The 25,299-nt window shown below is 73.4% G+C and carries 23 protein-coding genes, 3 tRNA genes and 1 riboswitch; of the genes, 10 read left to right on the top strand and 16 right to left on the bottom strand.

The window, feature by feature from the left end; translation table 11 throughout:
• Positions 1-420: 420 nt before the first annotated feature.
• The 3 genes from CLV70_RS29300 to CLV70_RS29290 all read right to left on the bottom strand — a co-directional run bounded on the left by CLV70_RS29300 (position 421) and on the right by CLV70_RS29290 (position 690).
• Positions 421-495: transfer RNA gene (locus CLV70_RS29300), tRNA-Val, on the bottom strand.
• Positions 496-509: 14 nt separating this feature from the next.
• Positions 510-580 (bottom strand) — tRNA-Cys (locus tag CLV70_RS29295).
• 37 nt (positions 581-617) lie between these two features.
• Positions 618-690, bottom strand: a tRNA-Gly gene (locus CLV70_RS29290).
• 276 nt (positions 691-966) lie between these two features.
• Here CLV70_RS29290 and CLV70_RS29285 point away from each other — a divergent pair.
• On the top strand, positions 967-2,154 hold the full coding sequence (locus CLV70_RS29285; RefSeq protein ID WP_158277846.1) for a GNAT family N-acetyltransferase: 1,188 nt from the start codon (positions 967-969) through the stop codon (positions 2,152-2,154).
• 14 nt (positions 2,155-2,168) lie between these two features.
• Here the strand turns inward: CLV70_RS29285 and CLV70_RS29280 are convergent, their stop codons facing one another.
• From CLV70_RS29280 to CLV70_RS29260, 4 genes are all read right to left on the bottom strand, one after another.
• Positions 2,169-2,918 (bottom strand): FAD:protein FMN transferase, encoded by a 750-nt coding sequence (locus CLV70_RS29280; protein ID WP_245908526.1) that lies wholly within the window; start codon positions 2,916-2,918, stop codon positions 2,169-2,171.
• 204 nt (positions 2,919-3,122) lie between these two features.
• Complete coding sequence (locus CLV70_RS29270) at positions 3,123-3,638, bottom strand: FMN-binding protein (protein WP_106129838.1); 516 nt, start codon at positions 3,636-3,638, stop codon at positions 3,123-3,125.
• 112 nt (positions 3,639-3,750) lie between these two features.
• Positions 3,751-5,253 carry a ferredoxin reductase family protein gene (locus tag CLV70_RS29265; RefSeq protein ID WP_245908525.1) on the bottom strand — a complete coding sequence of 501 codons (1,503 nt, stop codon included), beginning with the start codon at positions 5,251-5,253 and terminating at the stop codon, positions 3,751-3,753.
• A gap of 140 nt (positions 5,254-5,393) precedes the next feature.
• Positions 5,394-6,374, bottom strand: a complete 981-nt coding sequence (locus CLV70_RS29260; RefSeq protein ID WP_106129836.1) for a phosphatidylinositol-specific phospholipase C — start codon at positions 6,372-6,374, stop codon at positions 5,394-5,396.
• A 69-nt stretch (positions 6,375-6,443) separates the two neighbouring features.
• Between CLV70_RS29260 and cbiE the strand changes: the two genes are divergently transcribed.
• From cbiE to CLV70_RS29245, 3 genes are read left to right on the top strand one after another with little or no spacing between them, the layout of a single operon-like run.
• Positions 6,444-7,652, top strand: a complete 1,209-nt coding sequence (cbiE, locus tag CLV70_RS29255) for a precorrin-6y C5,15-methyltransferase (decarboxylating) subunit CbiE (RefSeq protein ID WP_106129835.1) — start codon at positions 6,444-6,446, stop codon at positions 7,650-7,652.
• Positions 7,649-8,392, top strand: a complete 744-nt coding sequence (gene cobM, locus CLV70_RS29250) for a precorrin-4 C(11)-methyltransferase (protein ID WP_106129834.1) — start codon at positions 7,649-7,651, stop codon at positions 8,390-8,392. The genes cbiE and cobM overlap by 4 nt, the downstream gene beginning before the upstream one ends.
• Complete coding sequence (locus CLV70_RS29245) at positions 8,380-9,129, top strand: cobalt-precorrin-6A reductase (RefSeq protein WP_106129833.1); 750 nt, start codon at positions 8,380-8,382, stop codon at positions 9,127-9,129. Before cobM ends, CLV70_RS29245 begins: the two co-directional genes overlap by 13 nt.
• Here CLV70_RS29245 and CLV70_RS29240 read toward each other — a convergent pair.
• From CLV70_RS29240 to CLV70_RS29230, 3 genes are read right to left on the bottom strand one after another with little or no spacing between them, the layout of a single operon-like run.
• Positions 9,110-10,609 carry a precorrin-2 C(20)-methyltransferase gene (locus CLV70_RS29240; RefSeq protein ID WP_106129832.1) on the bottom strand — a complete coding sequence of 500 codons (1,500 nt, stop codon included), beginning with the start codon at positions 10,607-10,609 and terminating at the stop codon, positions 9,110-9,112. The genes CLV70_RS29245 and CLV70_RS29240 overlap by 20 nt on opposite strands.
• The gene (locus CLV70_RS29235; RefSeq protein ID WP_106129831.1) at positions 10,609-11,226 is read right to left on the bottom strand and encodes a precorrin-8X methylmutase; all 618 of its coding nucleotides are present in this window, start codon (positions 11,224-11,226) and stop codon (positions 10,609-10,611) included. The genes CLV70_RS29240 and CLV70_RS29235 overlap by 1 nt, the downstream gene beginning before the upstream one ends.
• Position 11,227: 1 nt before the next feature.
• Complete coding sequence (locus CLV70_RS29230; RefSeq protein ID WP_245908524.1) at positions 11,228-12,469, bottom strand: precorrin-3B synthase; 1,242 nt, start codon at positions 12,467-12,469, stop codon at positions 11,228-11,230.
• Between the two features lie 127 nt (positions 12,470-12,596).
• Positions 12,597-12,673: riboswitch (cobalamin riboswitch) on the top strand.
• A gap of 86 nt (positions 12,674-12,759) precedes the next feature.
• Here CLV70_RS29230 and cobN point away from each other — a divergent pair.
• Positions 12,760-16,302, top strand: a complete 3,543-nt coding sequence (gene cobN, locus CLV70_RS29225) for a cobaltochelatase subunit CobN (RefSeq protein ID WP_106129829.1) — start codon at positions 12,760-12,762, stop codon at positions 16,300-16,302.
• Here the strand turns inward: cobN and cobF are convergent.
• A complete protein-coding gene (gene cobF, locus CLV70_RS29220) occupies positions 16,299-17,051 on the bottom strand; it encodes a precorrin-6A synthase (deacetylating) (RefSeq protein ID WP_106129828.1) in 753 nt (250 codons plus the stop codon). The genes cobN and cobF overlap by 4 nt on opposite strands.
• Before the next feature lie 82 nt (positions 17,052-17,133).
• Here cobF and CLV70_RS29215 point away from each other — a divergent pair, with 82 nt between their 5' ends.
• Together CLV70_RS29215 and CLV70_RS29210 are read left to right on the top strand one after the other, a co-directional pair.
• Positions 17,134-17,583, top strand: a complete 450-nt coding sequence (locus tag CLV70_RS29215; protein WP_106129827.1) for a nuclear transport factor 2 family protein — start codon at positions 17,134-17,136, stop codon at positions 17,581-17,583.
• A gap of 22 nt (positions 17,584-17,605) precedes the next feature.
• The gene (locus tag CLV70_RS29210) at positions 17,606-18,193 is read left to right on the top strand and encodes a TetR/AcrR family transcriptional regulator (protein WP_106129826.1); all 588 of its coding nucleotides are present in this window, start codon (positions 17,606-17,608) and stop codon (positions 18,191-18,193) included.
• On the opposite strand, the gene CLV70_RS29205 is transcribed toward CLV70_RS29210, so the two are convergent.
• A complete protein-coding gene (locus tag CLV70_RS29205) occupies positions 18,168-19,289 on the bottom strand; it encodes an ROK family transcriptional regulator (protein WP_106129870.1) in 1,122 nt (373 codons plus the stop codon). The genes CLV70_RS29210 and CLV70_RS29205 overlap by 26 nt on opposite strands.
• Before the next feature lie 89 nt (positions 19,290-19,378).
• On the opposite strand from CLV70_RS29205, the gene CLV70_RS29200 reads away from it, so the two are divergent.
• The gene (locus tag CLV70_RS29200; RefSeq protein WP_106129825.1) at positions 19,379-20,641 is read left to right on the top strand and encodes a YbiU family protein; all 1,263 of its coding nucleotides are present in this window, start codon (positions 19,379-19,381) and stop codon (positions 20,639-20,641) included.
• On the opposite strand, the gene CLV70_RS29195 is transcribed toward CLV70_RS29200, so the two are convergent.
• The 3 genes from CLV70_RS29195 to dinB form a co-directional block, all read right to left on the bottom strand.
• On the bottom strand, positions 20,618-21,154 hold the full coding sequence (locus CLV70_RS29195) for a hypothetical protein (RefSeq protein WP_106129824.1): 537 nt from the start codon (positions 21,152-21,154) through the stop codon (positions 20,618-20,620). The two genes, CLV70_RS29200 and CLV70_RS29195, sit on opposite strands and share 24 nt — an antisense overlap.
• Before the next feature lie 57 nt (positions 21,155-21,211).
• Entirely contained in the window at positions 21,212-21,886 is a 675-nt protein-coding gene (locus CLV70_RS29190) for a SanA/YdcF family protein (protein WP_245908523.1), read from the bottom strand.
• Between the two features lie 355 nt (positions 21,887-22,241).
• Positions 22,242-23,432: a DNA polymerase IV gene (gene dinB, locus CLV70_RS29185; protein WP_106129822.1), complete on the bottom strand. Its 1,191-nt coding sequence runs from the start codon at positions 23,430-23,432 to the stop codon at positions 22,242-22,244.
• Between the two features lie 108 nt (positions 23,433-23,540).
• On the opposite strand from dinB, the gene CLV70_RS29180 reads away from it, so the two are divergent.
• The gene (locus CLV70_RS29180) at positions 23,541-23,969 is read left to right on the top strand and encodes a cupin domain-containing protein (RefSeq protein ID WP_106129821.1); all 429 of its coding nucleotides are present in this window, start codon (positions 23,541-23,543) and stop codon (positions 23,967-23,969) included.
• Between the two features lie 281 nt (positions 23,970-24,250).
• On the opposite strand, the gene CLV70_RS29175 is transcribed toward CLV70_RS29180, so the two are convergent.
• A complete protein-coding gene (locus CLV70_RS29175) occupies positions 24,251-24,958 on the bottom strand; it encodes a carbohydrate-binding protein (protein WP_106129820.1) in 708 nt (235 codons plus the stop codon).
• A gap of 129 nt (positions 24,959-25,087) precedes the next feature.
• On the opposite strand from CLV70_RS29175, the gene CLV70_RS39850 reads away from it, so the two are divergent.
• Positions 25,088-25,279, top strand: coding sequence for a hypothetical protein (locus CLV70_RS39850; RefSeq protein WP_158277845.1), 192 nt, complete (start codon positions 25,088-25,090; stop codon positions 25,277-25,279).
• Positions 25,280-25,299 lie beyond the last annotated feature (20 nt).

Genomic DNA, 25,299 nt, shown 5'->3' with positions numbered 1-25,299 from the left:
GCCGGGAATGCAACACCCCGCAACGCCAGCAGCGCGAAACGAAGCGCCGGGACAGCCAGCTCAATGACGACACGAACGTTCGGCACACGGGTTCTGCGGAAAGAAGGCACGCCTGCGAGACCGTGATGATCGAGCTTCGTACCCCGGCTCGGTTGATGGATGCCCATGGGCCACGCCGACGGCTCGGTGCAGGCGCTGTACTCGCACGTCACCGACGGGATGATCCGCGACCTACACGACGGGCTGACCCAGGTCTGGGGGAGGGCACTGGCGGACCGGCGAGGTCTGAGCCCTCGTTCGCCCGGTAGCGGCGAATGAAACGACCAAGATCGTCTCTAAAACCTCTCCCGATCTTGCCCGCCAACAAAAATCGGGCTCCGTCCCGGTGGGACGAAACCCGTTCTGACCTGCTGTTTTGCGTGGTGGGCGATACTGGGATCGAACCAGTGACCTCTTCCGTGTCAAGGAAGCGCGCTCCCGCTGCGCCAATCGCCCTCGATCTTATGCCGAGGTGGAGACGGGATTTGAACCCGTGTACACGGCTTTGCAGGCCGTTGCCTCGCCTCTCGGCCACTCCACCGAGCTGGCCCCGCACGTAACCTGTCGCGGCCTCTCCGAGCGGACGACGGGATTCGAACCCGCGACCCTCACCTTGGCAAGGTGATGCGCTACCAGCTGCGCTACGTCCGCTTGTCCTTCCGGGTTCCCCCGGCGACGGAAGAAACATTAGCCGGTCGCCCCCGGCCTTGCCAAACCGGGGTACCCCGGCGCGTCGCAAATCGGTGGAATGCCAGGTCAGGGTCGATGTCAGGGGGTCGGCCGCCGCGCACGGGCGGGGGTCCCGCAGCGCGGGCAACCACATCGGGGCCGGCAATGCGGCGTCCGGGTCGGTTCGGGCGCCCCGGTTATCCACAGGCCGGCGGAACGAGCGAGCGCCGGACCGGCCCCTGCGGGTTGGATGGGGGCATGCAGATCCGACAGGTCTCGGCCGACGAGCGCACCGACACGATGTTCCCGCTTCAGGCGTACGCGTTCATGCCCTCGCCCTGGAGCGACGCCGAGCGGGAGGCCTACGCCCGGCGGATGGTCTTCTATCGGACGGCCACCAGCCTGGTCGCGGAGGAGGACGGGCAGGCGCTCGCCGGGGTCGCCGCGTTTCCGATGCGGCAGAACGTGCGGGGTGTCGTGCAGGACATGGCCGGGGTGGCGTCGGTCGCGGCGCATCCGTCCGCGCGGCGGCGGGGGTTCGTGCGGGAGCTCATGATTCGGCTGCTGCGTCAGACGCGGGAGCAGGGCTGTGCCGTCAGTGCCCTCTATCCGTTCCGGCCGTCGTTCTACGGCAGGCTCGGTTACGTGGGGGTGCCGCGGGTGCGCACCGCGAGCTTCGCGCCGGAAGGGCTCGCGCACCTGCTCAGGGCCGAACTGCCGGGCGAGGTCGAGCGGCTGCGCCTCGCCGAGGGGTTCGACGCCTACAACGACCTCACGCTGCGCCTGCTGGAGAAACGGCACGGCTTTTCCGTGTACGACGAGACGCGCACCGCCGAATTCCGCGAGAGCCCGCCGCTGTGGGTGGCCGTGGCGCGCGTGGACGGGGAGGTGGTGGGCGCCGTGACGTATCGGATCGCCGAGTACGGCGGCGACCTGGTTGCGGGTGACCTGCTGACCACGGGGCCGATGGGGCGCGCTCTGCTGCTCCAGTTCTTCGCGCGGCACGTGGATCAGGTCGCCCGCATAGAGGTGAAGATCGGCGTGGACGAGGTGCCCGAGCTCTGGGGTACGGACTTCGCCGTGCTGACCGAGGGCCGCGTGGACCATCCGCGCCGGGGTGCGCCGATGGTCCGGTTGCTGACGATGGAGGCGCTGGACGGGCTGCCGGCCGGGGCGGACACGGCCGTGACGGTCGAGGTGGTGGACGACGACCTGCTCGCCGGGCGTTACCGGATCACCGGTGCGGGCGGCGCGCTGAAGGTCGAGGCCGTCCGGGGCGAGCCGGAGGCCACGCTGACCTGTGCGGGCATCTCGGCGCTGGCGTACGGGGTGCTGGACCCGGTGGAGGTGATCACCCGGGGGTTCGGGCAGATGGGGGCGTCGGCGGTGGAGGCCCTGGGCGCCCTGTTCCCGAAGTCGATGCCCTACCTGTTCGCCGATTTCTGAGGGCAGCCGTGCGGTCAGGCTGCAGTGGGGAGGCCGGATGAGGTGAAGGCGCGACCGTCGTCGGTCACCGCCGCGGATTCGTAGCCCTCGGGGGTGAGCTTGGCCAGCCAGGCCAGGCCTGCCTCGCCCATGGCCAGGGCGGCGGTCGCGTAGGCGTCCGTCAGGGCCAGGTCGGGGCCGACCACGGTTACCGAGCGCAGGCCGTGGGCCGGTTCGCGGGTACGGGGGTTGAAGACGTGATCGCCGCGTTCGTAAATTCCCGAGGTGGCCACCGCGCGGTCGGTGACGGCCAGGACCCAGCTGAGCTTGTCGGGTTCCCACGGGTGGCGGATGCCGACGCGCCAGGGTTCGCCCTTGGCGGACAGGCCCCGGGCCCGGATGTCGCCGCCCGCGTTGAGGCAGTGGTTCACCGAGCCTGCTTCGGCGAGGCGTGCGGAGGCGACCTCCACGGACCAGCCCTTGACGTAGCCGGAGGGGTCCAAGGGGCCGGCCGCGTACGCGTCGAAGTAGCCGTCCGTCTCCCGCCACAGGTCGGCGCAGGCCTCGAGGACGTGGCGGAGGTCGGCCGAGCAATCGGAGACGTCGATCTCGCGGCGGCGGAGGCGGCTGACCTCGCTGTCGTCACGGTACGTGCTGAACCGGCGGTCCACCTCGTGCAGCCACGAGCAGACGTCACCGATCATGGCGCGCAGTACCGGTGCGGGAAGGTCGTCGGCGAGGTCGATGCTGACAACCGTTCCCATCACATGCTCGGCGTGGTGCATGGCGCGAAACTCTACGCGTCAACCCTGTGAGCGCCCCGCCCCTGCGCTCCCACGATGGCCGGCGAGCAGGGGCGGCGGCCGGCGAGCGGCGAGCAGGGGCGGCCGGTAGCAAAGACCGGCCACACCACGCGGCCGCCCGCGCTGGCCACGCCCGCGCTGGCCACGCCCGCGCTGGCCACGCCCGCGCTGGTCGCGAGGGGTGGGTCAGGCGTTGGCCTTGTCGATGGCGGCCTGGAGGGACTTCACGTACGACTCGCTGGTGAAGGTTGCGCCCGATACCGCGTCGACGTCGGCGCTCTGGGATTGGACCGTGGACTGTTTGAGGGAGGCGATGGCCGGGGGGTTGATCGTGGCGCTGTCGGCTGTTGTGGGGTAGGTGGCGTCCGCGGCGGTGATTTTGCCGCCTTCGACCCTGATGGAGACCTGGATGGTGCCGTACGGGTTCTTGACCGCGGTGCCCTTGAAGATGCCGTTCTTCAGGCCGGTGCCGCCGGCTGCGCCCTCCGACGACGAGTCGGCGTCGGCGTCGGAGGAGTCCGAGTTCGAGGGCTTCTTGCCGGACGGCTTCTTGCTGGGCGGGGCGTCCTGGCCCGAGCCGGCCAGGTCGACGGCGGGGGGTGCGGCCGCCGGCACGGCCGGCGCGGAGACGCTCAGGCGGACGCCCACGATCAGGGCGGCGCCCGTCAGGGTCCCGACGGCTGCTGCGGTGCTGCGTCGCATCAAAAACTCCCGGCTGACAAATAAAGGGGATGGGATCAAAAGCTGACGGGGGACGGGGGACGGGGGACAGGGGACGGCGGACAGGGGACGGCGGACAGGGGACAGGGCGGGGTCAGAACTCGAAGGGGTCGAGGTGCATCTGGCTGTCCGGGACCTCGAGTTCGCGCAGTGTCTGGACCGCCGCGCTGACCAGGCCCGGTGGGCCGCAGAGGTACACGTCCCTGCGGTTGACGTCCGGGACCAGGCCCAGCAGGCCGTCCGCCGTGAAGAGGCGGCGGGGGCCGGGGTCGTTGCGGGAGCCGACGATGTAGCGCACCCAGGCGTCGCGGCGTTCTGCCAGGTCCTCGAGTTCCTCGCGGAAGACCAGTTCGTCGGGGCGGCTCGCGCGGTAGATCACGATCGTGTCCGGCGGCATGTCCTCGAGCAGGGCGCGGATCGGGGCGATGCCGCTGCCGCCCGCGATCAGCAGCGCGCGGCGGCGGGTGCGGCGCTGGGCCGTGAAGGTGCCGAACGGGCCCTCCGCCCAGACGGGTGTGCCGCGTTCCATCTCGGCGAGCTGGGCGGTGTGGCCGCCGACCGCGGTGACGGTGAGGCGTACCCACTGGGAGTTGGGGGCCGCGGAGAGGGAGAACGGGTGGGACTGCCACCAGCCGTTGCGGGTGAGGAAGCGCCAGCGCATGAACTGGCCGGCCTGGGCGGGGAGCTTGTCCAGGTTCCTGCCGTCGATGTAGATCGAGAATGTGTTCGTGCCCTCGGCGACCACCTCGGCGACCTCGAAGCGGTGGCGGACGTTCAGCCAGACCGGCTCGATCAGGCGGCCCCAGACGACCGCGGCGATCACCAGGGCGCCCAGGCCCGGCCAGAAGAGGTCGGCGAACTTGCCCGAGAGGTTGGCGCCCATCGCGACCTGGTGGCCGTAGCCGAGCAGCAGCACCAGGTACGCGGTCAGGTGCAGCAGGTGCCACAGCTCGTACGGGAGCTTCGAGCGGGCCGCCCGGATCGAGATGAGGCTGATGAACACCAGCAGGCCCGTGGCGACCGTGGCGCTGAGCATGTCCGGGAACGTGGTGATCATCGTCCAGCCCTGGTCGACGACGCCGGTCTCGGCCGTCAGGGCGTACCCGTAGACGATGAAGACGATGTGGGCCGCGACCAGGACGACCAGCGAGGTGCCCAGCCACCGGTGCCAGCGCAGCAGGTCGCGGGCGCCGACCCATTCCTCGAGGAACGAGACCCGGCTCATCATCAGCAGCTGGATGAACAGGACGTAGCCGCCGGCCAGGCCGGTCAGCCGGCCGACGGCCATCAGCAGCGACGGCGTGTCGCCGATCGCGCCGGCCTCGGTCTCGAAGAGCCACAGCGCCAGGCTGGTGGCCAGCCCGGCGAAGAACAGCAGGACCGTGAGCAGGCGGTTCCCGGAGGTCGCCTCGGCCGGCGGGCGGTCGTCGGTGGCGACCGGCGGCCCGGAGCCCTGCCAGCCCCCGGGCGACCCGGGGGCCTCGACGACGATGTCGCCGCGCGGCACGCCCTCGTTGAGGTCGGGCTGCTCCCAGAAATCGCGGACCGGCCGCTGGTCCTCGTAGGTCTCGTACATCGTCGGCCCTGGTCGCGCCATCGGTCTCACCCGCCCGGCTGTCGTCTGCCCGTCGTTGCCCACCCACCCCCTGGCGGCGGACGTGACGACCCGGTCTCGCGGTGGCCGTCGACGGGTACTACGCGGTTCAGCGGGCGAAGGCTCAATGAGGAGCCGAAAAACTAGTTGTACGAGATGATCTTCTGGAGCAGGCCGCTGCCGGGGAAGTCCAGCATGAGGACGCCGGTGCGGGTCAGGCCGTGGCCCTCGTTCAGGTACGTGAGCAGGAACGGGTCGACCCCCTGGACCCCGAACGCACCGCCCGCCACCTGCTGCGGCTGGGCGAAGAGGCTGGAACCGGAGCCGAAGTTCACGTAGATCTTCGTGGGGTCGCCGGCGTTGGTCGCGTCGAGGAAGCGGCGTACCTGGTCACGCTTGGTGGCGATGGCCCCCACGTTCGGCACGGTGTAGTTGTCCTGGATGTACGTGGACGAGCCGTCCGTCCAGGTGGCGAACTGGGCCAGCCCGTAATGCTCGATCGGGCTGCCGTGGGCGCCGTGCAGGACGGCCAGCACGACCTTGCCCCGCACCTCACCGAGCGTGGGGGTGGCAGCCGCCGCGGACCGCGTCACCGACGGCTGCCAGAACACCGGCGTACGGTAGGAGTCGAAGATGTCCGGGAAGCTCTTCTGGCCCGGAACGTCCGTACACGATCCGAGTTCGCCGGTGCACTCCTGCTTGAGCCGCATGATCACGGTCTCGGCCGGGTGGGCGGCCAGGAAGTCGGTCAGCACCCGCACGACGTCGGTGAAGTTGGCGTTCTGGTAGACCGCGCCGTGGTGGATCGTGAACGTGTTGCCGTCGTTCACCCGGGCCCGGATGTCGATCATGCGGATGCCCGCGGTGAGCTGCCGCGCGAGCGTGCCCCCGCTGTTGCCGAAGTCCTCCTGCGTCTGGGTGAGCGACCCGCCGTGGATCGACATCGTCCCGTGCGTGCCGGGCACGGACAGCGCCGCGAGGCTGGCGCCGTCGGGCACCGAGCGCATCCAGTCGGGGTCGTTCGCCGCGCTCAGCGTCCGGTAGGAGGCATCCGCGGCGAGTGCGGCGCCGGGCACCGCGATCAGGGCGAGGGACAGGGCGGCGGCGGCGAGGACGCGCTTCATGCAGGGAAACATATCGATCTCCGGGGTGCGGGGGAAGCGTCCGGCCGCACCGGAGTTACCGTCACCGGCGTGACTGACAACCCCGCCGGGCTCACCGTGGTCGGCATCGGCGCCGACGGGTGGCCGGGACTCGCGGGTACGGCCACCGCCGCGCTGACCGCCGCCGACGTGATCCTCGGCAGCGACCGCCAGCTCGCCCTGCTCCCGACCGAGGTGGCCGCCGAACGCGTGCCGTGGCCCACCCCGCTGCTGCCCGCCCTGCCCGGCCTGCTCGAACGCCACCGCGGCCGCAGGATCGCCGTCCTGGCCAGCGGCGACCCGATGTTCCACGGCATCGGCGCCACCCTGCGGCGGTACGTGGACCGCTTCGACGTCATCCCGCACCCGTCGTCGGTGTCGCTGGCCGCCGCCCGGCTGGGCTGGCCCCTCGCGGAGGTCGACGTTCTCAGCCTGGTCACCGCGCCGGTCGAGGAGCTGCACCCGCTGATCCACCCGGGCCGCCGCATCCTGGTGCTCGGCCGCGACGCCGGGACGCCCGCGCTGGTCGCGGAGCTGCTCACCGCCCGCGGGTACGCCGGCAGCACCGTCACCGTCCTCTCCCGGCTCGGCGGCGAGGACGAGACGATCCGCGGCGGGCCGGCCGCCACCGTCGACCTGGCCGGCGTCGATCCGCTCCACGTGATCGCGATCGAGTGCGGCCGGGGCGGGGCGCGGCGGCCGTTGACGCCGGGGCTGCCCGACGACGCGTACGACAGCGACGGACAGCTCACCAAGCGGGAGGTGCGGGCGGTGACCCTCGCGGTGCTCGGCCCGCAGCCGGGTGAGCTGCTGTGGGACGTCGGCGCCGGGTCCGGCAGCATCGCGATCGAGTGGATGCGCAGCCATCGGGCCTGCCGGGCGATCGCCGTCGAGTCGTCGCCCGAGCGGGCCGCCCGGGTGGAGGCGAACGCGGGTGCTCTGGGCGTACCCAGGCTCAGGGTTGTCGTCGGTCGCGCACCCGGCGCCCTGGCCGGACTGCCCGCGCCCGACGTGGTGTTCATCGGCGGCGGCGTGACGCGCGACGGGGTCGTCGAGGCCGCGTGGGAGGCGCTGCCGGCAGGCGGCAGGCTGGTGGCGAACGCGGTGACGCTCGAGTCGGAGGCGGTGCTGGCCGGCTGGTACGGCAAGCTCGGCGGGGAACTGACCCGGGTCGCGGTGCAGCGGGCGTCGCCGGTCGGCGGGTTCACGGGATGGAGAGCGATGATGCCGGTCACGATCTGGGCGACGGTCAAGCCGTGACGGTCCACTTCATCGGCGCGGGGCCCGGGGCCGCGGACCTGATCACGGTACGCGGGCAGCGCATCCTCGGGACCGCACCGGTCTGCCTGTACGCGGGCAGCCTCGTCCCGCGGGAACTCCTCGACGCGTGCCCGCCCGGCGCGCGCCTGGTCGACACCGCGAACCTGGACCTGGACCGGATCGTCGCCGAGATGGTCGACGCCACCCGCGCCGGGCACGACGTGGCCCGGCTGCACTCCGGCGACCCGTCCGTCTTCAGCGCGGTGGCCGAGCAGATGCGCCGCCTCGACGCCGTGGGCGTCCCGTACGAGGTGGTCCCCGGGGTGCCGGCCTTCGCCGCGGCCGCCGCGTCGCTGGCCCGGGAGCTGACCGTCCCCGAGGTGGCACAGACCGTGATCCTGACCCGTACGGCGGAACGCGCCACGGCGATGCCACCGGGGGAGGACCTGGCGACGCTGGGCGCGAGCCGGGCCACGATGGTGCTGCACCTCGCCGTCCAGCGGATCGAGGCGGTGGTGGCGGAGCTGCTCCCGAACTACGGCCCGCAGTGCCCGGTGGCGGTCGTGGCCCGGGCGAGCCGCGAGGACGAAGTGATCCTGCGTGGCACCCTGGCCGACATCGCCGGGAAGGTGATCGGGGCCGGCATCCGGCGTACGGCGGTGATCGTGGTCGGCGCGGCTCTGACCGCGTCGCAGTTCCCGGACAGCCACCTGTACTCCGCCGAGCGATGCCGGAGCTGACCGGCCGCCCGGTCCTGATCCTGGGGGGCACCACCGAGGCGCGGCGGCTCGCGACCGAGCTGGCGCCGGGCGGTGCGCGGGTGATCACGTCGCTGGCCGGGCGGACGACGGCGCCGCTGCTGCCCCCGGGCGAGGTGCGGATCGGCGGCTTCGGCGGCGTCGACGGCCTGGTCCGCTACCTCCGCGACGAGAGCGTCGGCGCGGTCGTCGACGCCACGCACCCGTTCGCCGCCACGATGACCGGCCACGCGGCGCTGGCCTGCCCGGTCGCCGGCGTGCCCCTGCTCGTGCTGCGCCGCCCGGGCTGGGCTGAACGGCCGGGCGACCGGTGGCACCGGGTGCCGAACCCGGCCGGGGCCGCCGCACTGGTGCCCACCCTGGGCCGGCGCGTCTTCCTCACCACCGGCCGCCAGACGATCGCCGCCTTCGCCGCGCTCGACGGGTGCTGGTTCCTCGCCAGGTCGGTCGAGCCCCCCGAGCCGCCGATGCCGCGCCGGCTCGCCGTGCTGCTCGACAGGGGACCGTTCACCGTCGGGGCCGAGCGCGACCTGATGCTGGCCCACCGCGTCGACGTGCTGGTCACCAAGGACAGCGGCGGCGCGGCGGCCAAGCTGGACGCGGCCCGCGACCTGGGCCTCCCGGTGGTGATGATCGACCGGCCGGCGCTGCCCCCGGGGCTGCCGGGCACCGCGACCGTCGCCGGGGCGGTGGAATGGCTCAGTAGCTGCGCGGGGTGAACACCTGGGCCGTGCCGTCGCCCCGGGTCACCACCCTCGTGCGGCTGGAACCCACGATGAGCAGGCAGCGCATGTCGATCGTGGCCGGGTCGAGGTCGCCGAGCGTGGTCACGCGTACCGCCTCCTGCGGGCCGCCGACGTCCCGGCCGACCACCACCGGCGTGTGCGGGTCGCGGTGCTCCAGCAGCAGGGCACGGGCGCGCACCAGCTGCTCCTTGCGGCTCTGCGAGGCCGGGTTGTAGATCGCGATCACCAGGTCGGCGCTCGCCGCCGCGGCCAGGCGGGACGCGATGATCTCCCACGGCTTGAGCCGGTCGGAGAGGGACAGGACGCAGAAGTCGTGGCCCAGCGGCGCGCCCGCCCGGCTCGCCACGGCCTGGGCCGCGGTCAGCCCCGGCACGACCCGGACCGGCACGTCCTTCCACTGCGGATCCTCGCTGACCTCCAGCACCGCGGCGGCCATCGCGAAGACGCCCGGGTCGCCGGAGGACACGACCGCGACCCGCCGCCCGCGCTTGGCCAGGTCCAGCGCGAAGGCCGCCCGTTCGGCCTCGACCCGGTTGTCCGACGCGTGCCGCCGCTGCCCCGGCCTGGCCGGAACGCGGTCGACGTACGGGCCGTAGCCCACCACGTCGTCGGCCCCGGCCAGCGCGGCCCGGGCCTCGGGGGTCAGCCATTCTTGCGCGCCCGGCCCCAGGCCGACGACCGTGACCTGGCCGGGAGCCGGCTGGGGCGGCTCCTCCGCGGGCGCGCCGAACGCGGTGGCGGCGGGGCTGGGCAGCAGCGCCAGGGAGAAGTACGGCACGGTGGCCGGGTCGATGTCCGCCATCCGGCCCCGGCGTTCCCGGTCGGTGGTGGCGCGTTCGACGTACCAGGCGTCGTCGAGGCGGCCGGCCAGGGTCAGCGCCTCGCGGACGCCCTCGAACGTACGGCCCAGCTTCATGATCGCGGCGGAGTCGGTGCTCGCCAGCCTCGCCGCCAGCTCGGCCGGTGGCAGGGTGCCCGGCAGGACCGTCAGGGTCTCGTCGCGTTCCATGAGGGGGCGCCCGAGCACGGCCGACGCGGCGCTCACCGAGGTCACGCCGGGCACCACCGTGGTCTCGTAGCGGTGCGCCAGCCGCTTGTGCATGTGCATGTAGGAGCCGTAGAAGAACGGGTCGCCCTCGGCCAGCACCACGACGTCGCGCCCGGCGTCCAGGTGGGCGGCCAGCCGCTCGGCGCTCGCCGTGTAGAACTCGTCGATCGCGCCCTGGTAGCCGCCGGGGTGGTCGGTCGTCCCGGTGGTCACGGGGTAGATCAGCGGCTCCTCGAGCTGCCCCTCACGCAGGTATCCCGCCGCGATCGCCCGCGCGTTCGACCGGCCGTGCCGGGCCGCGTGGTACGCCACCACGTCCGCCCCGGCGATGAGCCGGGCGGCCTTGACGGTGACCAGCTCGGGGTCGCCGGGGCCGAGGCCGACCCCGTACAGCCGTCCCGCCATCACTCCTCCTCCGAGGCGAGCGCGTTGACCGCCGCCGCCGTGATCGCGCTGCCGCCCCGGCGCCCGCGGACGATCAGATACTCCAGATCGGACGCCGCCAGCGCGTCCTTCGACTCGGCCGCGCCGATGAAGCCGACCGGGATGCCGATCACCGCCGCGGGCCGGGGCGCGCCGGCCGCCACCATCTCGAGCAGCCGGAACAGGGCGGTCGGCGCGTTGCCGATGGCCACGACGGCGCCGCCGAGCCGGTCGCCCCACAGGTCCAGGGCGGCGGCGCTGCGGGTGTTGCCGATCGCGGCGGCCAGGCCCGGCACCCGCGGGTCGCGCAGCGTGCACACCACCTCGTTGCCCGCGGGCAGGCGCTTGCGGGTCACCCCGGACGCCACCATCTCGGCGTCGCACAGGACCGGCGCGCCGCCCAGCAGGGCCTTGCGCGCGGCGGTCACGACGTTCGGACTGTGCCCGACGTCGCCGGCCAGATCGACCATTCCACAGGCGTGGATCATGCGTACGGCGACCCGGGCGACGTCCGCGGGCAGCCCGGACAGGTCGGCCTCGGCCCGGATGGTCGCGAACGACCGCCGGTAGATCTCCGCGCCGTCGCGCACGTATTCCATCTCAGCCCTTCCTCAGGACGGCGACCGCCGCCGCCACCTCGCCGACCGGCACGGGACGGCCCGGCGGTCGATCCACTGTTCCCACGGCGTAGCCGGAGCCGGTGGCCTCGACGCGCACGTGCGGCCCGGCCGGGCTCCCGCACCCGCGGGCACAGCCGACCCAGTGCACCGGCAGCCCCGAACCGGCCCGGGTCGCCGCGTCGGCATCCGACCGTACGTCCGCCAGCGACTTCGCGCACCCCGGCCGTCCGGCGCAGGCGGTCACCCCGGCCCACCGGGAGCCGGGGCTCACGTCCAGACCGGCCCCGGCGAGGGTACGCACCCAGGCCCGCGCCTCCGGCGGGGTCAGCTCCGGCACGACCACGCCCCGCCACGGCGTGATCACCAGCTCGGGGGCGGACTCCAGCGCCCGCAGCGCGGCGTCGCCGAGCCGGCCGAGCGGCACCAGGGCACCCACGGCCACGCGGGCGCCGGACCCGACGATGCCGATCGGCTCGCGCAGGGGTGGCCGGCGGAGCGACGGATCGGGCTCGCCCGGGGCGATGCCGAGCGCCGCGGCCGTCTCCGCCGCCATGCGGGCGGGACCGTCGGCCAGCTCCCGCACCCGCCACGGCCGGCGCCGGCCCGCGGCCACGTCCTGCCCGGCCAGCCGGAGGAAGGCGTGGGCCGCCGTCAGCAGCGCGCCGGCCGCCGCGCCGGCGGGCACCCGCAGGCCCAGGTCACGGCCGGCGAACAGGATCGCGCCGGACGGCAGCGACGCCACGTCGGCGGAGAACGCCACGTCGCCGCTGCCGTCGTCGATCGCGAAGAGGAAGCGGCCGGGCAGGGCGGCCAGGGCGGGATCCGCGCACAGCGCCGCGTCCAGCGCGGTGACCGGGGCGGGGTCGCCGAGCAGCGGGGAGCCGGCGATGTTGCGGACCAGCTCGTGGGTCGCCGACGGCAGCAGGCCGGCCGCCGCCAGCCGCTCGGCGAGCTCGGCCGGCGGGGCCCCGCGCAGCGCCCGGAGCTGGAGATTCGCCCGGCTGGTCAGCTCGGCGTGGCCGTCGCCCCACTCGCGCGCCAGGCCGCGCAGGGCCGCGATCCGGGCGCCGGTGAGGCGCCCGCCGGGGATGCGGATCCGGGCCAGCGGGCCGTCGGCGGCGTCGTGCAGCCGCAGCGCGCCGGGACACGCGTCGGCCTCGGCCCGGGCGGCCACCGGGGGGCCGGCCGGCCCGGCGGCGGGACGGGCGAGGGGGGAGGACACGGCCCGGATACTACGGATCGGCCCCGGCACTTTCCCGGGCCCGGTCGGCATCGTCACACCTCGGGTCTCACGTTGACGCGGGCTCGCGCGGTCGGCAGAGTAGGAGTCCACGTGCGGCGACGCCGCGGAGGAAGCCGGTGCGAATCCGGCGCGGTCCCGCCACTGTCACCGGGTCTTTGTCTCAGGCCCGGGAGCCAGGAACTCCGGTCGCCGTGATTCCTTCGACCCGGGTCCCTCGGGTTGCCCTCGGTTTTCCGCCGCGGGTCATTTCAGCCCCCGAGGGGAGAGCCGTGTTCCTGCTGCTGTCGACGTCCGACACCGATCTGCTCAGCGCCCGGGCCAGTGGCCGCCGGTGGCGGCTGGGCAACCCCGCCCGGACCGCCGTCGCCGACCTGCCCGCCCTGACCGAGGGGGTCGACCTCGTCGTCGTCCGGATCCTCGGCGGGCGCCGGGCCTGGGAGGAGGGGCTCGACGCGCTGCTCGCCGGGCCCGTGCCGGTCGTCGTGCTGGGCGGCGAGCAGGCACCCGACGCCGACCTGATGAAGCTCTCCACCGTGCCCGCCGGCGTCGCGGCCGAGGCGCACGGCTACCTCGCGTACGGCGGGGCGGACAACCTCGCGGCCGTCCACGACTTCCTGTCGGACACGATCCTGCTGACCGGCAACGGCTTCGCGGCGCCCGTGCCCGCACCCGACTGGGGGCTGCTCGAGCGCGACACCGCGGGCGACGGGCCGACCGTGGCCGTGCTCTACTACCGCGCCCACCACATGGCCGGCAACACGGCGTTCGTCGAGGCCCTCTGCCGGGCCATCGAGGCGAAGGGTGGGCGGCCGCTGCCGATCTTCACCGCGTCGCTGCGTACGGCGTCGGCGGAGCTGCTGGCCGAGTTGCGCAAGGCGGACGCCCTGGTCGTGACCGTGCTCGCCGCCGGCGGCACGAGGCCCGCGACGGCCGGCGCCGGCGGTGACGACGAGGCGTGGGACGTCGGGGTGCTCGCCGGCCTCGACGTGCCGATCCTGCAAGGACTGTGCCTGACCAGTAGCCGCGCGGCGTGGGAGTCGAGCGACGACGGGCTGTCCCCGCTGGACGCCGCCACGCAGGTCGCCATCCCGGAGTTCGACGGCCGGATCATCACCGTCCCGTTCAGCTTCAAGGAGATCGACCCCGACGGCCTTTCCGTGTACGTCGCCGACGCCGAGCGCGCGTCCCGGGTGGCCGGCATCGCCGTGGCCCACGCGCGGCTCCGGCACGTGCCGGCGGCCGAGCGGCGGATCGTGATCATGCTGTCGGCGTACCCGACGAAGCATTCCCGGATCGGTAACGCGGTGGGGCTGGACACCCCGGCGTCGACGGTGCGCCTGCTCACCGCGCTGGGCGAGCGCGGCTACCGGACCGGGCGGTTCCCGGGCGTCGCGGAGCAGGACGGCGACGCGCTCATCCACGCGCTGATCGCGGCCGGCGGGCAGGACCCCGACTGGCTGACGGAGGAGCAGCTCGAGGGCAACACCGTACGGATCAGCGGCGACCGGTATGCGGCCTGGTTCGCGACGCTCGACCCGGAGCTGCGCGAGTCCGTGGAGCGGCACTGGGGCCCGCCGCCCGGCGAGCTCTACGTGGACGGCGGCGACATCGTGCTCGCCGCGCTGCGGGACGAGAACACGGTCGTCATGGTGCAGCCGCCGCGCGGCTTCGGTGCCAACCCGGTGGCCATCTACCACGATCCCGACCTGCCGCCGAGCCACCACTATCTGGCCGCGTACCGATGGCTGGCCGACGATTTCGGGGCGCACGCGATCGTCCACGTCGGCAAGCACGGCAACCTGGAGTGGCTGCCCGGCAAGAACGTGGGCATGTCCGCGGCGGACGGCACCGACGCGGCGCTGGGCGACCTGCCGCTGATCTATCCGTTCCTGGTCAACGACCCGGGGGAGGGGACCCAGGCGAAGCGCCGGGCGCACGCGACCCTGGTCGATCACCTGATCCCGCCGATGGCGCGGGCCGAGTCGTACGGCGACATCGCCCGCCTGGAGCAGCTCCTCGACGAGCACGCGAGCATCGCCACCCTCGACCCGGCGAAGCTCCCGGCCATCCGCGCGCAGATCTGGACGCTGATCCAGGCCGCGAAGATGGACCACGACCTGGGCCTGGCGAACCGGCCCGGCGACGAGGAGTTCGACGAGTTCATCCTGCACGTGGACGGCTGGCTCTGCGAGATCAAGGACGTGCAGATCCGCGACGGCCTGCACGTGCTCGGCGCCGCCCCGGCCGGCGAGGCCCGGATCAACCTGGTGCTCGCCATGCTGCGCGCGCGCCAGATGTGGGGCGGTCAGGTCGCCGCGCTGCCGGGGCTGCGGGAGGCGCTCGGGCTGCGCGAGGACGCGTCGACCGCCGAGACCGACGCGGTCGAGGAGCAGGCGCGGGCCCTGGTCACGGCGATGGAGGAGGCGGGCTGGCCGCACGAGGTGCCGGACCTCACCGACGACCCCCGGGTGCGTGACGTGCTCGCGTTCGCGGCCACCGAGATCGTGCCGCGGCTCGAGCGGACCACCGACGAGCTGACGAACGTGCTGCACGCGCTCGACGGCGGCTACGTGCCGGCCGGGCCGAGCGGGTCGCCGCTGCGCGGGCTGATCAACGTGCTGCCGACCGGGCGGAATTTCTACTCCGTCGACCCGAAGGCCATCCCCAGCGCGCTCGCCTGGGAGACCGGGCAGGCCATGGCGGAGTCGCTGCTGAAGCGCTACCGCGACGACTACGGCGACTGGCCGCGGTCGGTCGGGCTGTCCGCCTGGGGGACCAGCGCCATGCGTACGGCGGGCGACGACATCGCCGAGATCCTCGCCCTGCTCGGCGTCCGTCCGGTGTGGGATCCCGCGTCCCGGCGGGTCACCGGCATCGAGCCGATCGACCTGGCGGAGCTGGGCCGGCCGCGGATCGACGTGACCGTCCGCATCTCCGGCTTTTTCCGGGACGCGTTCCCGCACGTGGTGGCCCTGCTCGACGACGCGTTCGGGCTGGTGGCGGGCCTGGACGAGGCGCCGGAGCAGAACTTCGTGCGAGCCCACGCCACGGCCGACGCCGAGGCGGGCCGGACCTGGCGGCAGGCCACCACCCGGATCTTCGGCTCGCGGCCGGGTGCGTACGGTGCCGGCATCCTCCCGCTGATCGACAGCCGCAACTGGCGGGGCGACGCGGACCTCGCCGAGGTGTACGCGGTCTGGGGCGGCTTCGCGTACGGCCGCGACCTGGACGGCGTCGAGGCGCGCGGGGACATGGAGACGGCGTACCGGCGCATCGAGGTGGCGGCGAAGAACATCGACACCCGCGAGCACGACATCGCCGACTCCGACGACTACTTCCAGTATCACGGCGGCATGATCGCGACCGTACGGGCGCTGACGGGGCGGGCGCCGGCCGCGTACATCGGTGATTCCACGAACCCGGACGCGACGCGGACCCGCAGCCTGACCGAGGAGACCGCCCGGATCTTCCGGGCCCGCGTGGTGAACCCCCGCTGGATCGCGGCGATGCGCCGGCACGGCTACAAGGGCGCCTTCGAGCTGGCCGCGACGGTCGACTACCTGTTCGGCTACGACGCCACCGCGGGCGTGGTCGCGGACTGGATGTACGAGCAGCTCGCGGCGGCCTACGTGCTGGACCCGGAGAACCAGAAGTTCATGACCCAGTCCAACCCGTGGGCGCTGCACGGCATCACGGAACGCCTGCTGGAGGCGGCCGACCGCAAGCTCTGGGAGACGCCGGACCCGGCCACCCTCGCCGCCCTGCAGCAGGTCTACCTCGAGACCGAGGGCGATTTGGAGGGCGGCGACTAGCGCCGGCGCAGCAGGTAGGTGTCCATGATCCAGCCGTGCCGGGCGCGGGCCTCGGCACGGACCCGGCGGATCTCGTCGGCGACCTCCGCGAGCGGCCCGGAGATCAGCAGCTCGTCCGGGGTGCCGAGGTACGCGCCCCAGTAGATGTCCACGTCCTTGGCGTCCACCGCACCGAAGGTCTGGTGCGCGTCGAGCATCACGATGACGTCGTCGACGTTCGCCGGCCACTCCTCGGCGAGCCGCCGCCCGGTCGTGACCTGGAACGGCTGCCCGACCCGGTTCACGCCGATCCGGTGCTTGGCGGCCAGGGCGGAGACGCTGCTGATGCCCGGGACCACCTCGTAGTCGAAGCGCGTGTCGCCGCGCGCCAGGATCTCGTCGAGGATCGCGATCGTCGAGTCGTACAGCGAGGGGTCGCCCCAGACGAGGAAACCGCCGGTCTCGTCGTCGAGCAGGTGTTCCCGGATGAGCGCCTCGGTCACCTCGGACCGGCGGCGCCGCCAGTCGGCGATCGTGCCCTCGTAGTCGGCCGGCGCGCGGTCGCGGTCCGGGTCACGGCCCTGGGCGATCCGGCGGCTGGGTTTCCCGTACGCCTTGAGCACCCGCCGCCGGAGCTCGATCATGCTGTCCTTGACCTCACCCTTGTCCAGCAGGAAGAACACGTCGGTCCGCCCGATCGCCTTGGCTGCCTGGAGGGTCAGATGGTCGGGGTCGCCGGCCCCGATCCCGATGACGTAGATCTTCCGCACGCCGTGCAGTCTGCCACCCTTGATTTTTCGATACACCGCGTCGTAATCTTTACGACAAGTTGTCGTATAGAGGAGGCGTCCGATGGATGCGTACAGTGACCGCGCCGAGCTGACCGAGCTGATGAGCCGGTATGCCGACATCGCCGATCTGAAGGAATTCACCGAGCTCCCGGGCCGGGTCTTCACCGATCCGGTCGCGCTCGACTTCGAGTCCGTGGCCGGGATCCCGCCCATGACCATGCCGCTCGGCGAGTACGTCGACGTGCTCCGCGGAGCCTTCGCGCCGTTCGTGGCGACCCACCACGTCATCAGCGGCCACGTCATCGAGCTCGACGGCGACAGCGCGACGATCCACGCGCACGTCCGTGCCGAGCACTGGCTCCCCGGCGAGGGATCCCGCCGCTGGCTGGTGATCGGCTTCTACGACAACCGGGCGGTACGCACGCCGGCCGGGTGGCGGCTCAGCAGCGTCAAGCTCACCGCGTCGCACCAGGAGAACGCGGATCTGGTGGCCGCCCTCGCCCGGGGGTGACGGGCTGGGGGAGGATGATCGGATGCCGCGGATCCGGGGAGCCAGCATCGGGGAGCACCACGAGATGGTGTGGGCCGACCTCGCCGAAGCGATGCGGGAGCTGCTGCTCGAACGCGACTACGACGCCATCACCATGGGCCACATCGCCGCCCGGGCCGGGCTCGCGCGCAACACCCTGTACAACTACGCCACGGACAAGACCGCGCTGGTGCAGGCGTTGACCCGGCGGGCGGGCCGGCCCACCGTCGAGCGGGTGTCCGCGATCGCCGCCCGCTCGCCGGAGCCGGCCGCGGTGCGGCTGGGGGAGATCATCGAGGTGGTGCTGGCGGCGTTCACCGACCAGTCGCTCCAGCTCATGTTCCGCCCCGGCACGCGCCTGCCGAAGGGCCCCGACACCCCGTTCCACGAGATCGTGGTCGAGGTGCAGAGCGTGGTCCGGGACGGCGTCGCCCGCGGGGAGTTCCGCGACGTGGGGGACGTGCAGCTCGCGGTGGAGCTGCTGTCGGGAGTCATGCGCTCGGGCGCCGAACGCCTCGGCCGGGACCCGGCGGCGTTCGCGACGACCCTGCACGCCGCCCGGGAGATCATCCTCGCGTCCCTGGCCCGCTAGCGACGGCTGCCGCCCGGGCGTGCTCGACGGCCAGGTGGAGGGCGCCGGTCAGGGCCGCTTCGGTGCCGAGGGTGCCGTGCTCCACCTCCAGCGGGCCGGGGAACGCCAGCCCCGCCCGGACCCGGGGCAGCAGCGCGGGGTGCGTGCCGACCGGCCCGCCGAGCAGCACCAGCGCCGGATCCACCACCGCCGCCACCGAGATGATCGCGCGTCCCACCGCGTCGGCCAGCACCGTCAGGATCCGCTCGTCGCCGTCGTCCAGCGCGCGCAGCAGCGCCGCCACGTCGTTGGACGGCGCGTCCGAGCGCGCCAGCCCCCGTGATGCCAGATCCCCGGCGAGGGTGGGTGCGTTCACGCCCGGGAGGTAGCCGATCTCGCCCGCCAGCCCGTGCGCACCCCGGATCAGCTGGTCGCCGAGGTAGAGGCCGACGCCGAGGCCGGCGCCCACGTAGACGTACGCGAAGCTCGGCGCCCCGGCCGCCCGCCCGGTGCGGTGCTCGGCCAGCGCGGCGAGGTTGACGTCGTTGTCGACCAGGATCGGGGCCGGGAGCAGGTCGCCGATCATCTCGCCCGGGCTCAGCAGGCCCTCGGGGAACGGCGTGCCCGCCAGCGGCACCGTCTGGTGGGTGAGCGGGTCGACCGGGTTGGCGATGGAGACCGCGACCGCCCGCAACGGCCCCTCGCCGCCGGTCACGGCGCCCACCGCGGCCCGTACGCCGGCCACCAGGGCGTCCCGGTCGCCCGGCGGGGTCGGCGGGCGGCGCAGGTCGCCGAGGGTCCGCCCGGCGAGGTCGGCCGACCGCGCGTGCACCCCGGACTGGTCGAGCTCGAGCCCGAGCACCCACCCGGCCCGCGCGCCCAGCGAGTAGAAGGTGCCCACCCGGCCGCGCCGGCCCGTCTCCTTGAGCCCGGTCGCGTCGAGCAGCCCGCTGCCGACCAGCCGCCGCACCGCCTCCGACACGGTCGGCCGCGAATACCCGGTCACGTCGGCGAGCTCCGCGCGGGTCGTCCGGCCCTGCCGGATCGTCTCGTCCAGCAGCCGGCGATCGGTGGCCTCGCGCAGCACGGTCTGCGGCAGCGCCCGGGCCTGTGTCACGCGCACCCCTTGTGATCTTCCTGCTCGGCCTTCTAGATTAGAGCAGTTTCTAGTTAGGTGACCTAATCAAATTCTTCCGGAGGTACGCCATGGCCACCGCACCGACCGACATGCCCGCCGCGATCCGTGCGGCCAAGGCCACCCTGCGCGCCCGGATCGGCGACTACGCCGGGGCGTTCGCCCGCGCCGAGGCCGCCGTGCGCGCCGAGGTCGGCGACCTGGTCGCCCGCCGCGACGCCGGCGAGGAGATCTGGCCGGTCGTGCGCTTCTCCGACATCGCCGCCGGCACCGTCCCCGCCGACCTCGTCGAGGCCGTCCGCCGCCGCGGCTGCGCCGTCGTCAAGGGCACCTTCCCGCGGGCCCGCGCCGAGGCCTGGGATGCCGAGCTGGTGTCGTACCTGGACCGCAACGACTTCGCCGGCACCTACCGCTACCTCGACGACGGCATCTTCGGCGGGCTCGCCGCGGGCAAGCCGTCGATCTTCCCGATCTACTGGTCGCGGCCGCAGATGGAGGCCCGCGAGGACGGCAACATGGTCGCCGTCCGCAGCTTCCTCAACTCCTTCTGGAAACACGAGTCGCAGGGCCGGGTGTGGTTCGACCCGACCCGCGACACCGCGTACCCCGACCGGGTCCGGCGGCGCGAACCGGGCAGCAACTCGGCCGGCCTGTCCGCGCACACCGACTCCGGCTCCGTCGAGCGGTGGCTGCTGCCGGCGTACCAGAACGTGTTCCGGCACGTCTTCAACGGCGACGTCGAGGCGTACGACCCGTGGGACGGCGCGTACCGCACCGAGGTCCACGAGTACGAGTCGACGGTGATGTGCTCGGCGTTCCGCACCTTCCAGGGCTGGACCGCCCTGTCCGACATGGCCCCGACCGAGGGCGTCCTGCACGTGGTCCCGATCCCGGCGGCCATGCCGTACCTGCTGCTCCGCGCCCTCCAGGACGACGTGGCCGACGACGACCTGTGCGGCGCCGCCAACGGCCAGGCCCTCCCGATCAGCGAACGCTGGCATCCCGCCCTCGTCCCGGCCCTGACCCCCATCCCCGCGGTGGAACCCGGCGACACCGTCTGGTGGCACGGCGACATGATCCACTCGGTGGGCGCGGTCCAGGACCAGAAGGGCTGGGGCAACGTCATGTACATCCCCGCGAGCCCCTGGTGCGAGAAGAACGCGGCCTACGCAGCCCGCTGCGGCGAGGCGTTCCTCAAGGGCGAGAGCCCGAGCGACTTCGCCCCCGAGAACTACGAGACGAACTGGACCGGCCGCCCGACGCTCGACGACCTCGGCGAGACGGGCCGCGCCCAGCTCGGCCTCTCCCGTTCAAGCATTCGGCCCGTGGCGTAACCGCACCGCCGGTTGTCCGATGGGGACGGCGCGGGACGACCTCGAGCGGGTGATGGAATCCCTGCGCCGGCCCGCGCCGCACGACCGGGCGGACTCGTGCGTCTTCGGCATGGGCGCGATCTCCCGCCGATGTCCGGCAGCCATTCGCGGGCGGGCCGGGCGTACGTGACCATCGCGCTCGTCGTGACGCTCACCCTTCTCGTCTCCCGGCCCCTGACCCACGACCTCCTCCGCGACGGTCACCCTTCTCGTCTCCCGGCCCAGCTCCTGACCCACGACCTCCTCCGCGACGGTCACCCTTCTCGTCTCCCGGCCCAGCTCCTGACCCACGACCTCCTCCGCGACGGTCACCCTTCTCGTCTCCCGGCCCAGCTCCTGACCCACGACCTCCTCCGCGACGGTCACCCTTCTCGTCTCCCGGCCCAGCTCCTGACCCACGACCTCCTCCGCGACGGTCACCCTTCTCGTCTCCCGGCCCGGCCCCTGACCCACGACCTCCTCCGCGACGGTCACCCTTCTCGTCTCCCGGCCCGGCCCCCGACCCACGACCTCCTCCGCGACGGTAGCGGCTCAGGCCCCGGCCAGCGCGTTGCGCACCGCGGGATCTGGCGGCGAGCTGACCGCGGGCGGCCGCTGCCGCACGGCATCCCAGGCGGCCTTCCCGCTGGCGAAGTAGTCGCGCACCGTCTTCTCGGCCAGCAGCGCCTTTCCACATCCGTCACACTTCGCCGCAACACCGTCCACGTCGAGGCCCAGGCTCCGGCAGAGCGTCACCGCACGGGACAGGTGGTACGACTGGGTGACGATGAGGGCGCGCCGCACGCCGTACACGTCACGCGCCCGGATGCAGGAGTCGTACGTGTCCAGCCCGTCCGGGTCGGCCACCACCCGCTCCGCCGCAACCCCCAACTGCCCGGTCAGGTACGCCGTCATGGCGGCCGGCTCGTCCCCGGAATCCCCACCCCCGTCCCCGGAAACCAGCACCACCCGAGCCCGCCCTGCGGCAACCAACTCGGCGGCGGTCCGCAGCCGCCCGGCCAGCCGAGCCTCCGGCTGCCCGCCCGCACCGACCGTCGTCCCCAGCACGATGACCACCTCAGCCTCCGGCGCGTCGGCCACCTCATGAACATGCCCGACAGCCGCCGCGGTGGTCCACATCCACGGCGCACTGACCACCAACACCAGCACGACACCCAGAAGAACAAGCCGCCGCGACGGCCGCCTCCGGGTCAGCTTCGCATCCACCCGCGCAGCGTAGGCGTAGCCGTCATCCCGGTCCGTCGGTCGCCCGCCCATCCCACCGCACCGCGCTGCCCGGCCCACCAGACCGCACCGCGCTGCCCATCGCACCGCCCGCCCGGCGTGCCGCCCGCGCACCGCCCGGCGTGCCGCCCGCGCACCGCCCGGCGTGCCGCCCGCGCACCGCCCGGCGCGCCGTGCCGCCCGCCTGCCGTGCCGGCCGCCCACCCGGCGTGCCGTGCCGCTCGGCGCACCCGTGCGGCGGCGCGGCCGTCGCCCGGCTGCGCGCTCACGGCCCGCCGTGCCGCCCGCCCCCGGCCTGCCTGCCCGGACCTGCTCCGCCCGCTCTGACCGCGCCTGCTCAGTCGGGCAGGATCGGCACGGACGGGTTGAGGTCGCGGCCCAGGGAGGCCGCCCGGGTGACCGAGCTGGAGCCGAACCGGTCCCGGACCAGGTCCAGTGCCGCGTCCAGGCTGTCGTCGTGCGGGTCGTCGAACGGCAGCTCGAGCTGCACCGCCCCGTCCCGGTCCAGGTTGCCGACCGCGACGCCGACCAAGGTGAGGCCGCGTTCTTCGATCAGAGGGCGGGCGGCGGTCAGCAGGGCGCGGGCCGTTTCCAGGATCGTGCGGGTCTGCATGGTCGCCTTGAGCAGGCTGCGGGAGCGGGTGGCGCGGGTGAAGTCGCCGAACCGCAGGCGCAGGGTCACGGTGCGGCCGGCGCGGTCAGCGGCGCGCATGCGGCGGGTGACGCGGTCGACCAGTGCCGCCAGGGTCGCGTCGATCTCGTCGAACGGCCGGGGCCGGCGGCCGAGCGCGCACTGGGAGCCGATCGAGCCGCGGCGGTGCCCTACCCGTACGCGACGGGGGTCTCGGTTGTGGGCCAGGGCGTGCAGGTGCCGTCCGGCGTGCGCGCCGAGGATTGCCACGAGGGCCGCCTCGCCGATGCGGGCCACGTGCCCCACCGTGCGGATCTGGCGGTCGCGCAGCTTACCCGCGGTGACCGGCCCGACGCCCCACAGCCGCTCGACCGGCAGCGGGTGCAGGAACGCCAGCTCGCCGCCGGGTGGGACGACGAGCAGGCCGTCGGGTTTGCCGACGCCGCTCGCCACCTTCGCCAGGAACTTGGTGCGGGCCACCCCGACGGTGATCGGAAGGCCGACGCGCTCGCGCACCCGCACCCGGAGATCCGCGGCGATGCCGGCCGGGGCGCCCCGGATCCGCTCGAGCCCGCCCACCTCCAGGAACGCCTCGTCGATGGAGATGCCCTCGACGATCGGGGTGGTGTCGCGGAACACCTCGAACACCGCCTTGCTCGCCGCGGAATAGGCCTTCATCCGGGGCGGCACGACGACCGCCTGGGGGCACAACGCCCGCGCCTGCGCGATGCCCATGGGCGTGCGCACGCCGAACGCCTTCGCCTCGTAGCTCGCGGCGAGCACCACGCCGCCGCCGACGAGCACCGGCCGCCCTCGCAGGGCACGATCGTCCCGCTGCTCGACCGACGCGTAGAACGAGTCGAGGTCGGCATGGAGGATGGTCGCCCGGTCGGTCACGCAGCCATCTTAGTACACGTGTTCGAAGGATTGGCCACTCCGGGCGGTTGTCCACAAGCAATGAGGATCACATCGATCCGCGGCTCCGCGAGGAGTAGACAGTCATGCATGACGAAACGACCCCCGCTCGCCGAGACCCTCGACCTCCAACCCCACCCCGAGGGCGGCTGGTTCCGCGAGACCTTCCGGTCCGCGACGGTCTTCCAACCTTCCGGGTACGCCGGAAGCAGAGCGACCGCCACCGCCATCTACTTCCTGCTCCAGCCGGACGAATCCTCGGCGTGGCACGTGGTCACGTCGGACGAGCTGTGGTTCCTGCACTCCGGCGAGCTGGAGCTGCGCCTCGGCGGCTCGGGCCCCGACCCGTCCGAGCCGGGAGAGGTGGTGCGCCTGCACGCCGGCAACCCGCAAGCGCTGGTGCCTGGCGGGGTGTGGCAGAGCGCGGCCCCGGCGGGCGAGGAGCCGGTGCTGGTCAGCTGCGTGGTCTCGCCCGGCTTCGACTTCGACGACTTCCGCATGGCCTCGCCCCGCCCCTGACCCCGCCCGATGCGCCGGGCCGATCCGCCGTGGCCGGTGATGCGTGCGGCACCCGCGTCGGCGGTGCCGGGGGTCGCTGGGCCGGGGACGTTGCTGGGCTGGGCGGGTTCGCTGGGCTGGGGACGTTGCTGGGCTGGGCGGGTTCGCTGGGCTGGGGACGTTGCTGGGCCGGGCGGGTTTGCTGGGCCGGGGACGTTGCTGGGCCGGGCGGGTCGCTGGGGCCGGCTGCGTTGCGGGGCCGATGGGCCGCTGAGCGGGCGGGTCGGCCGGTGGGCGTCGGGTCAGTGGCTGAAGGCGAAGTAGTTCAGGTTGAGGAATTCCGTGCCGCTCTGGCTGGCGAATGTCAGGAACACCGTGTGTTTTCCGGTCACCGGCATGATGACGGTCGACTGGGTCTGCCAGTTCTGCCAGCCGCCCATGTTGCCCACCGTCAGGCCTCCCACCGGCGGGGCGGTGGGGGAGTCGAGGCGGATGTCGAGCTGGCCCGTGACGCCGTCGCCCACGTCCGAGGCTACGCGGGCCGCGAACCGGGTTGCCGGGGTGGTGCCGAAGTTGAGGTCGTCGTAGCGCAGCCAGTCGCCGTTGTTGACGTAGCCGACGTTCTGGCCGCCGCCTTCGTCCTGGGTGTCCTCGTACTGGAGGCCCTGCTGGTTGGTGGCGCTCTCCGCCTGGATGGTGCCGTAGGCGTCCGTGCCGCCCTCCGGGGCCGGGGGTTCCGACGACGGCTCGGTGGCCTGCGGGTCGTCGGCGGAGGGCGCCGGGGCGTCGCCCGGGACGGTGGCGCCGGGGGCGCCCGGCGCGGCTGCGGAGGAACCCTGGGCGCCGGGCGGGACGGCGGCTGCCGCGTCGCCGGGGCCGCCCTGGAGGCGGCCGATCAGGTAGCCGAGCAGGACGAGCGCCACCCCGGCCGCGGCGAGTACGGCCCGGTTGCGGGTGACCCTCGAGCGGGAGTGGTAGACCCCCGGCGCGGGGGAGGCGGGCGTGCTCATGAGATCGAGAGGATAGCCGAGCGCGCTGCGGGCGACGCACGACGGCCCGAAGAAACAGCCCACCGTGACTTTTCCGGAGCCGGGGCGCTGAGCTGGGAAGACGTCGTAAAGCGCGAAAGATTCAGCCGTGTGCTAACGGGGGAAAAGCGCCGGGGGATGGTGTCGCTGGTCGACGTGCCGGGGGTGCAGGAGGCGGTGGAGCCGGCCAACCTGGACGCCAAGGTGATCCACGAGCTGATGGCCGACGGCAAGGCGTTCGCGTTGCCAACCAGGAGTCGCTGGTGCACAGCGGCGACCCCGCCTCGATCGGCATCCGGCTGACGCCGATCGAGGAGGATGCG

Source organism: Pseudosporangium ferrugineum, from assembly GCF_003002065.1.
GTDB lineage: Bacteria > Actinomycetota > Actinomycetes > Mycobacteriales > Micromonosporaceae > Actinoplanes > Actinoplanes ferrugineus_A.
Note: the sequence above shows the minus strand (reverse complement) of the source record. Positions and strands in the feature narration are given on the sequence as shown.

Bases quoted from the DNA above. Each gene is read 5' to 3' on its own strand.
- CLV70_RS29260 (WP_106129836.1), bottom strand. From the start codon at position 6,374: ATGAAGCGCGTCCTCGCCGCCGCCGCCCTGTCCCTCGCCCTGATCGCG.
- CLV70_RS29240 (WP_106129832.1), bottom strand. From the start codon at position 10,609: ATGGCGGGACGGCTGTACGGGGTCGGCCTCGGCCCCGGCGACCCCGAG.
- CLV70_RS29175 (WP_106129820.1), bottom strand. From the start codon at position 24,958: ATGAGCACGCCCGCCTCCCCCGCGCCGGGGGTCTACCACTCCCGCTCG.
- CLV70_RS29285 (WP_158277846.1), top strand. From the start codon at position 967: ATGCAGATCCGACAGGTCTCGGCCGACGAGCGCACCGACACGATGTTC.
- CLV70_RS29210 (WP_106129826.1), top strand. From the start codon at position 17,606: ATGCCGCGGATCCGGGGAGCCAGCATCGGGGAGCACCACGAGATGGTG.
- CLV70_RS29265 (WP_245908525.1), bottom strand. From the start codon at position 5,253: ATGGCGCGACCAGGGCCGACGATGTACGAGACCTACGAGGACCAGCGG.
- CLV70_RS29245 (WP_106129833.1), top strand. From the start codon at position 8,380: ATGCCGGAGCTGACCGGCCGCCCGGTCCTGATCCTGGGGGGCACCACC.
- CLV70_RS29235 (WP_106129831.1), bottom strand. From the start codon at position 11,226: ATGGAATACGTGCGCGACGGCGCGGAGATCTACCGGCGGTCGTTCGCG.
- CLV70_RS29280 (WP_245908526.1), bottom strand. From the start codon at position 2,918: ATGCACCACGCCGAGCATGTGATGGGAACGGTTGTCAGCATCGACCTC.
- CLV70_RS29215 (WP_106129827.1), top strand. From the start codon at position 17,134: ATGGATGCGTACAGTGACCGCGCCGAGCTGACCGAGCTGATGAGCCGG.
- CLV70_RS29180 (WP_106129821.1), top strand. From the start codon at position 23,541: ATGACGAAACGACCCCCGCTCGCCGAGACCCTCGACCTCCAACCCCAC.
- CLV70_RS29270 (WP_106129838.1), bottom strand. From the start codon at position 3,638: ATGCGACGCAGCACCGCAGCAGCCGTCGGGACCCTGACGGGCGCCGCC.
- CLV70_RS29200 (WP_106129825.1), top strand. From the start codon at position 19,379: ATGGCCACCGCACCGACCGACATGCCCGCCGCGATCCGTGCGGCCAAG.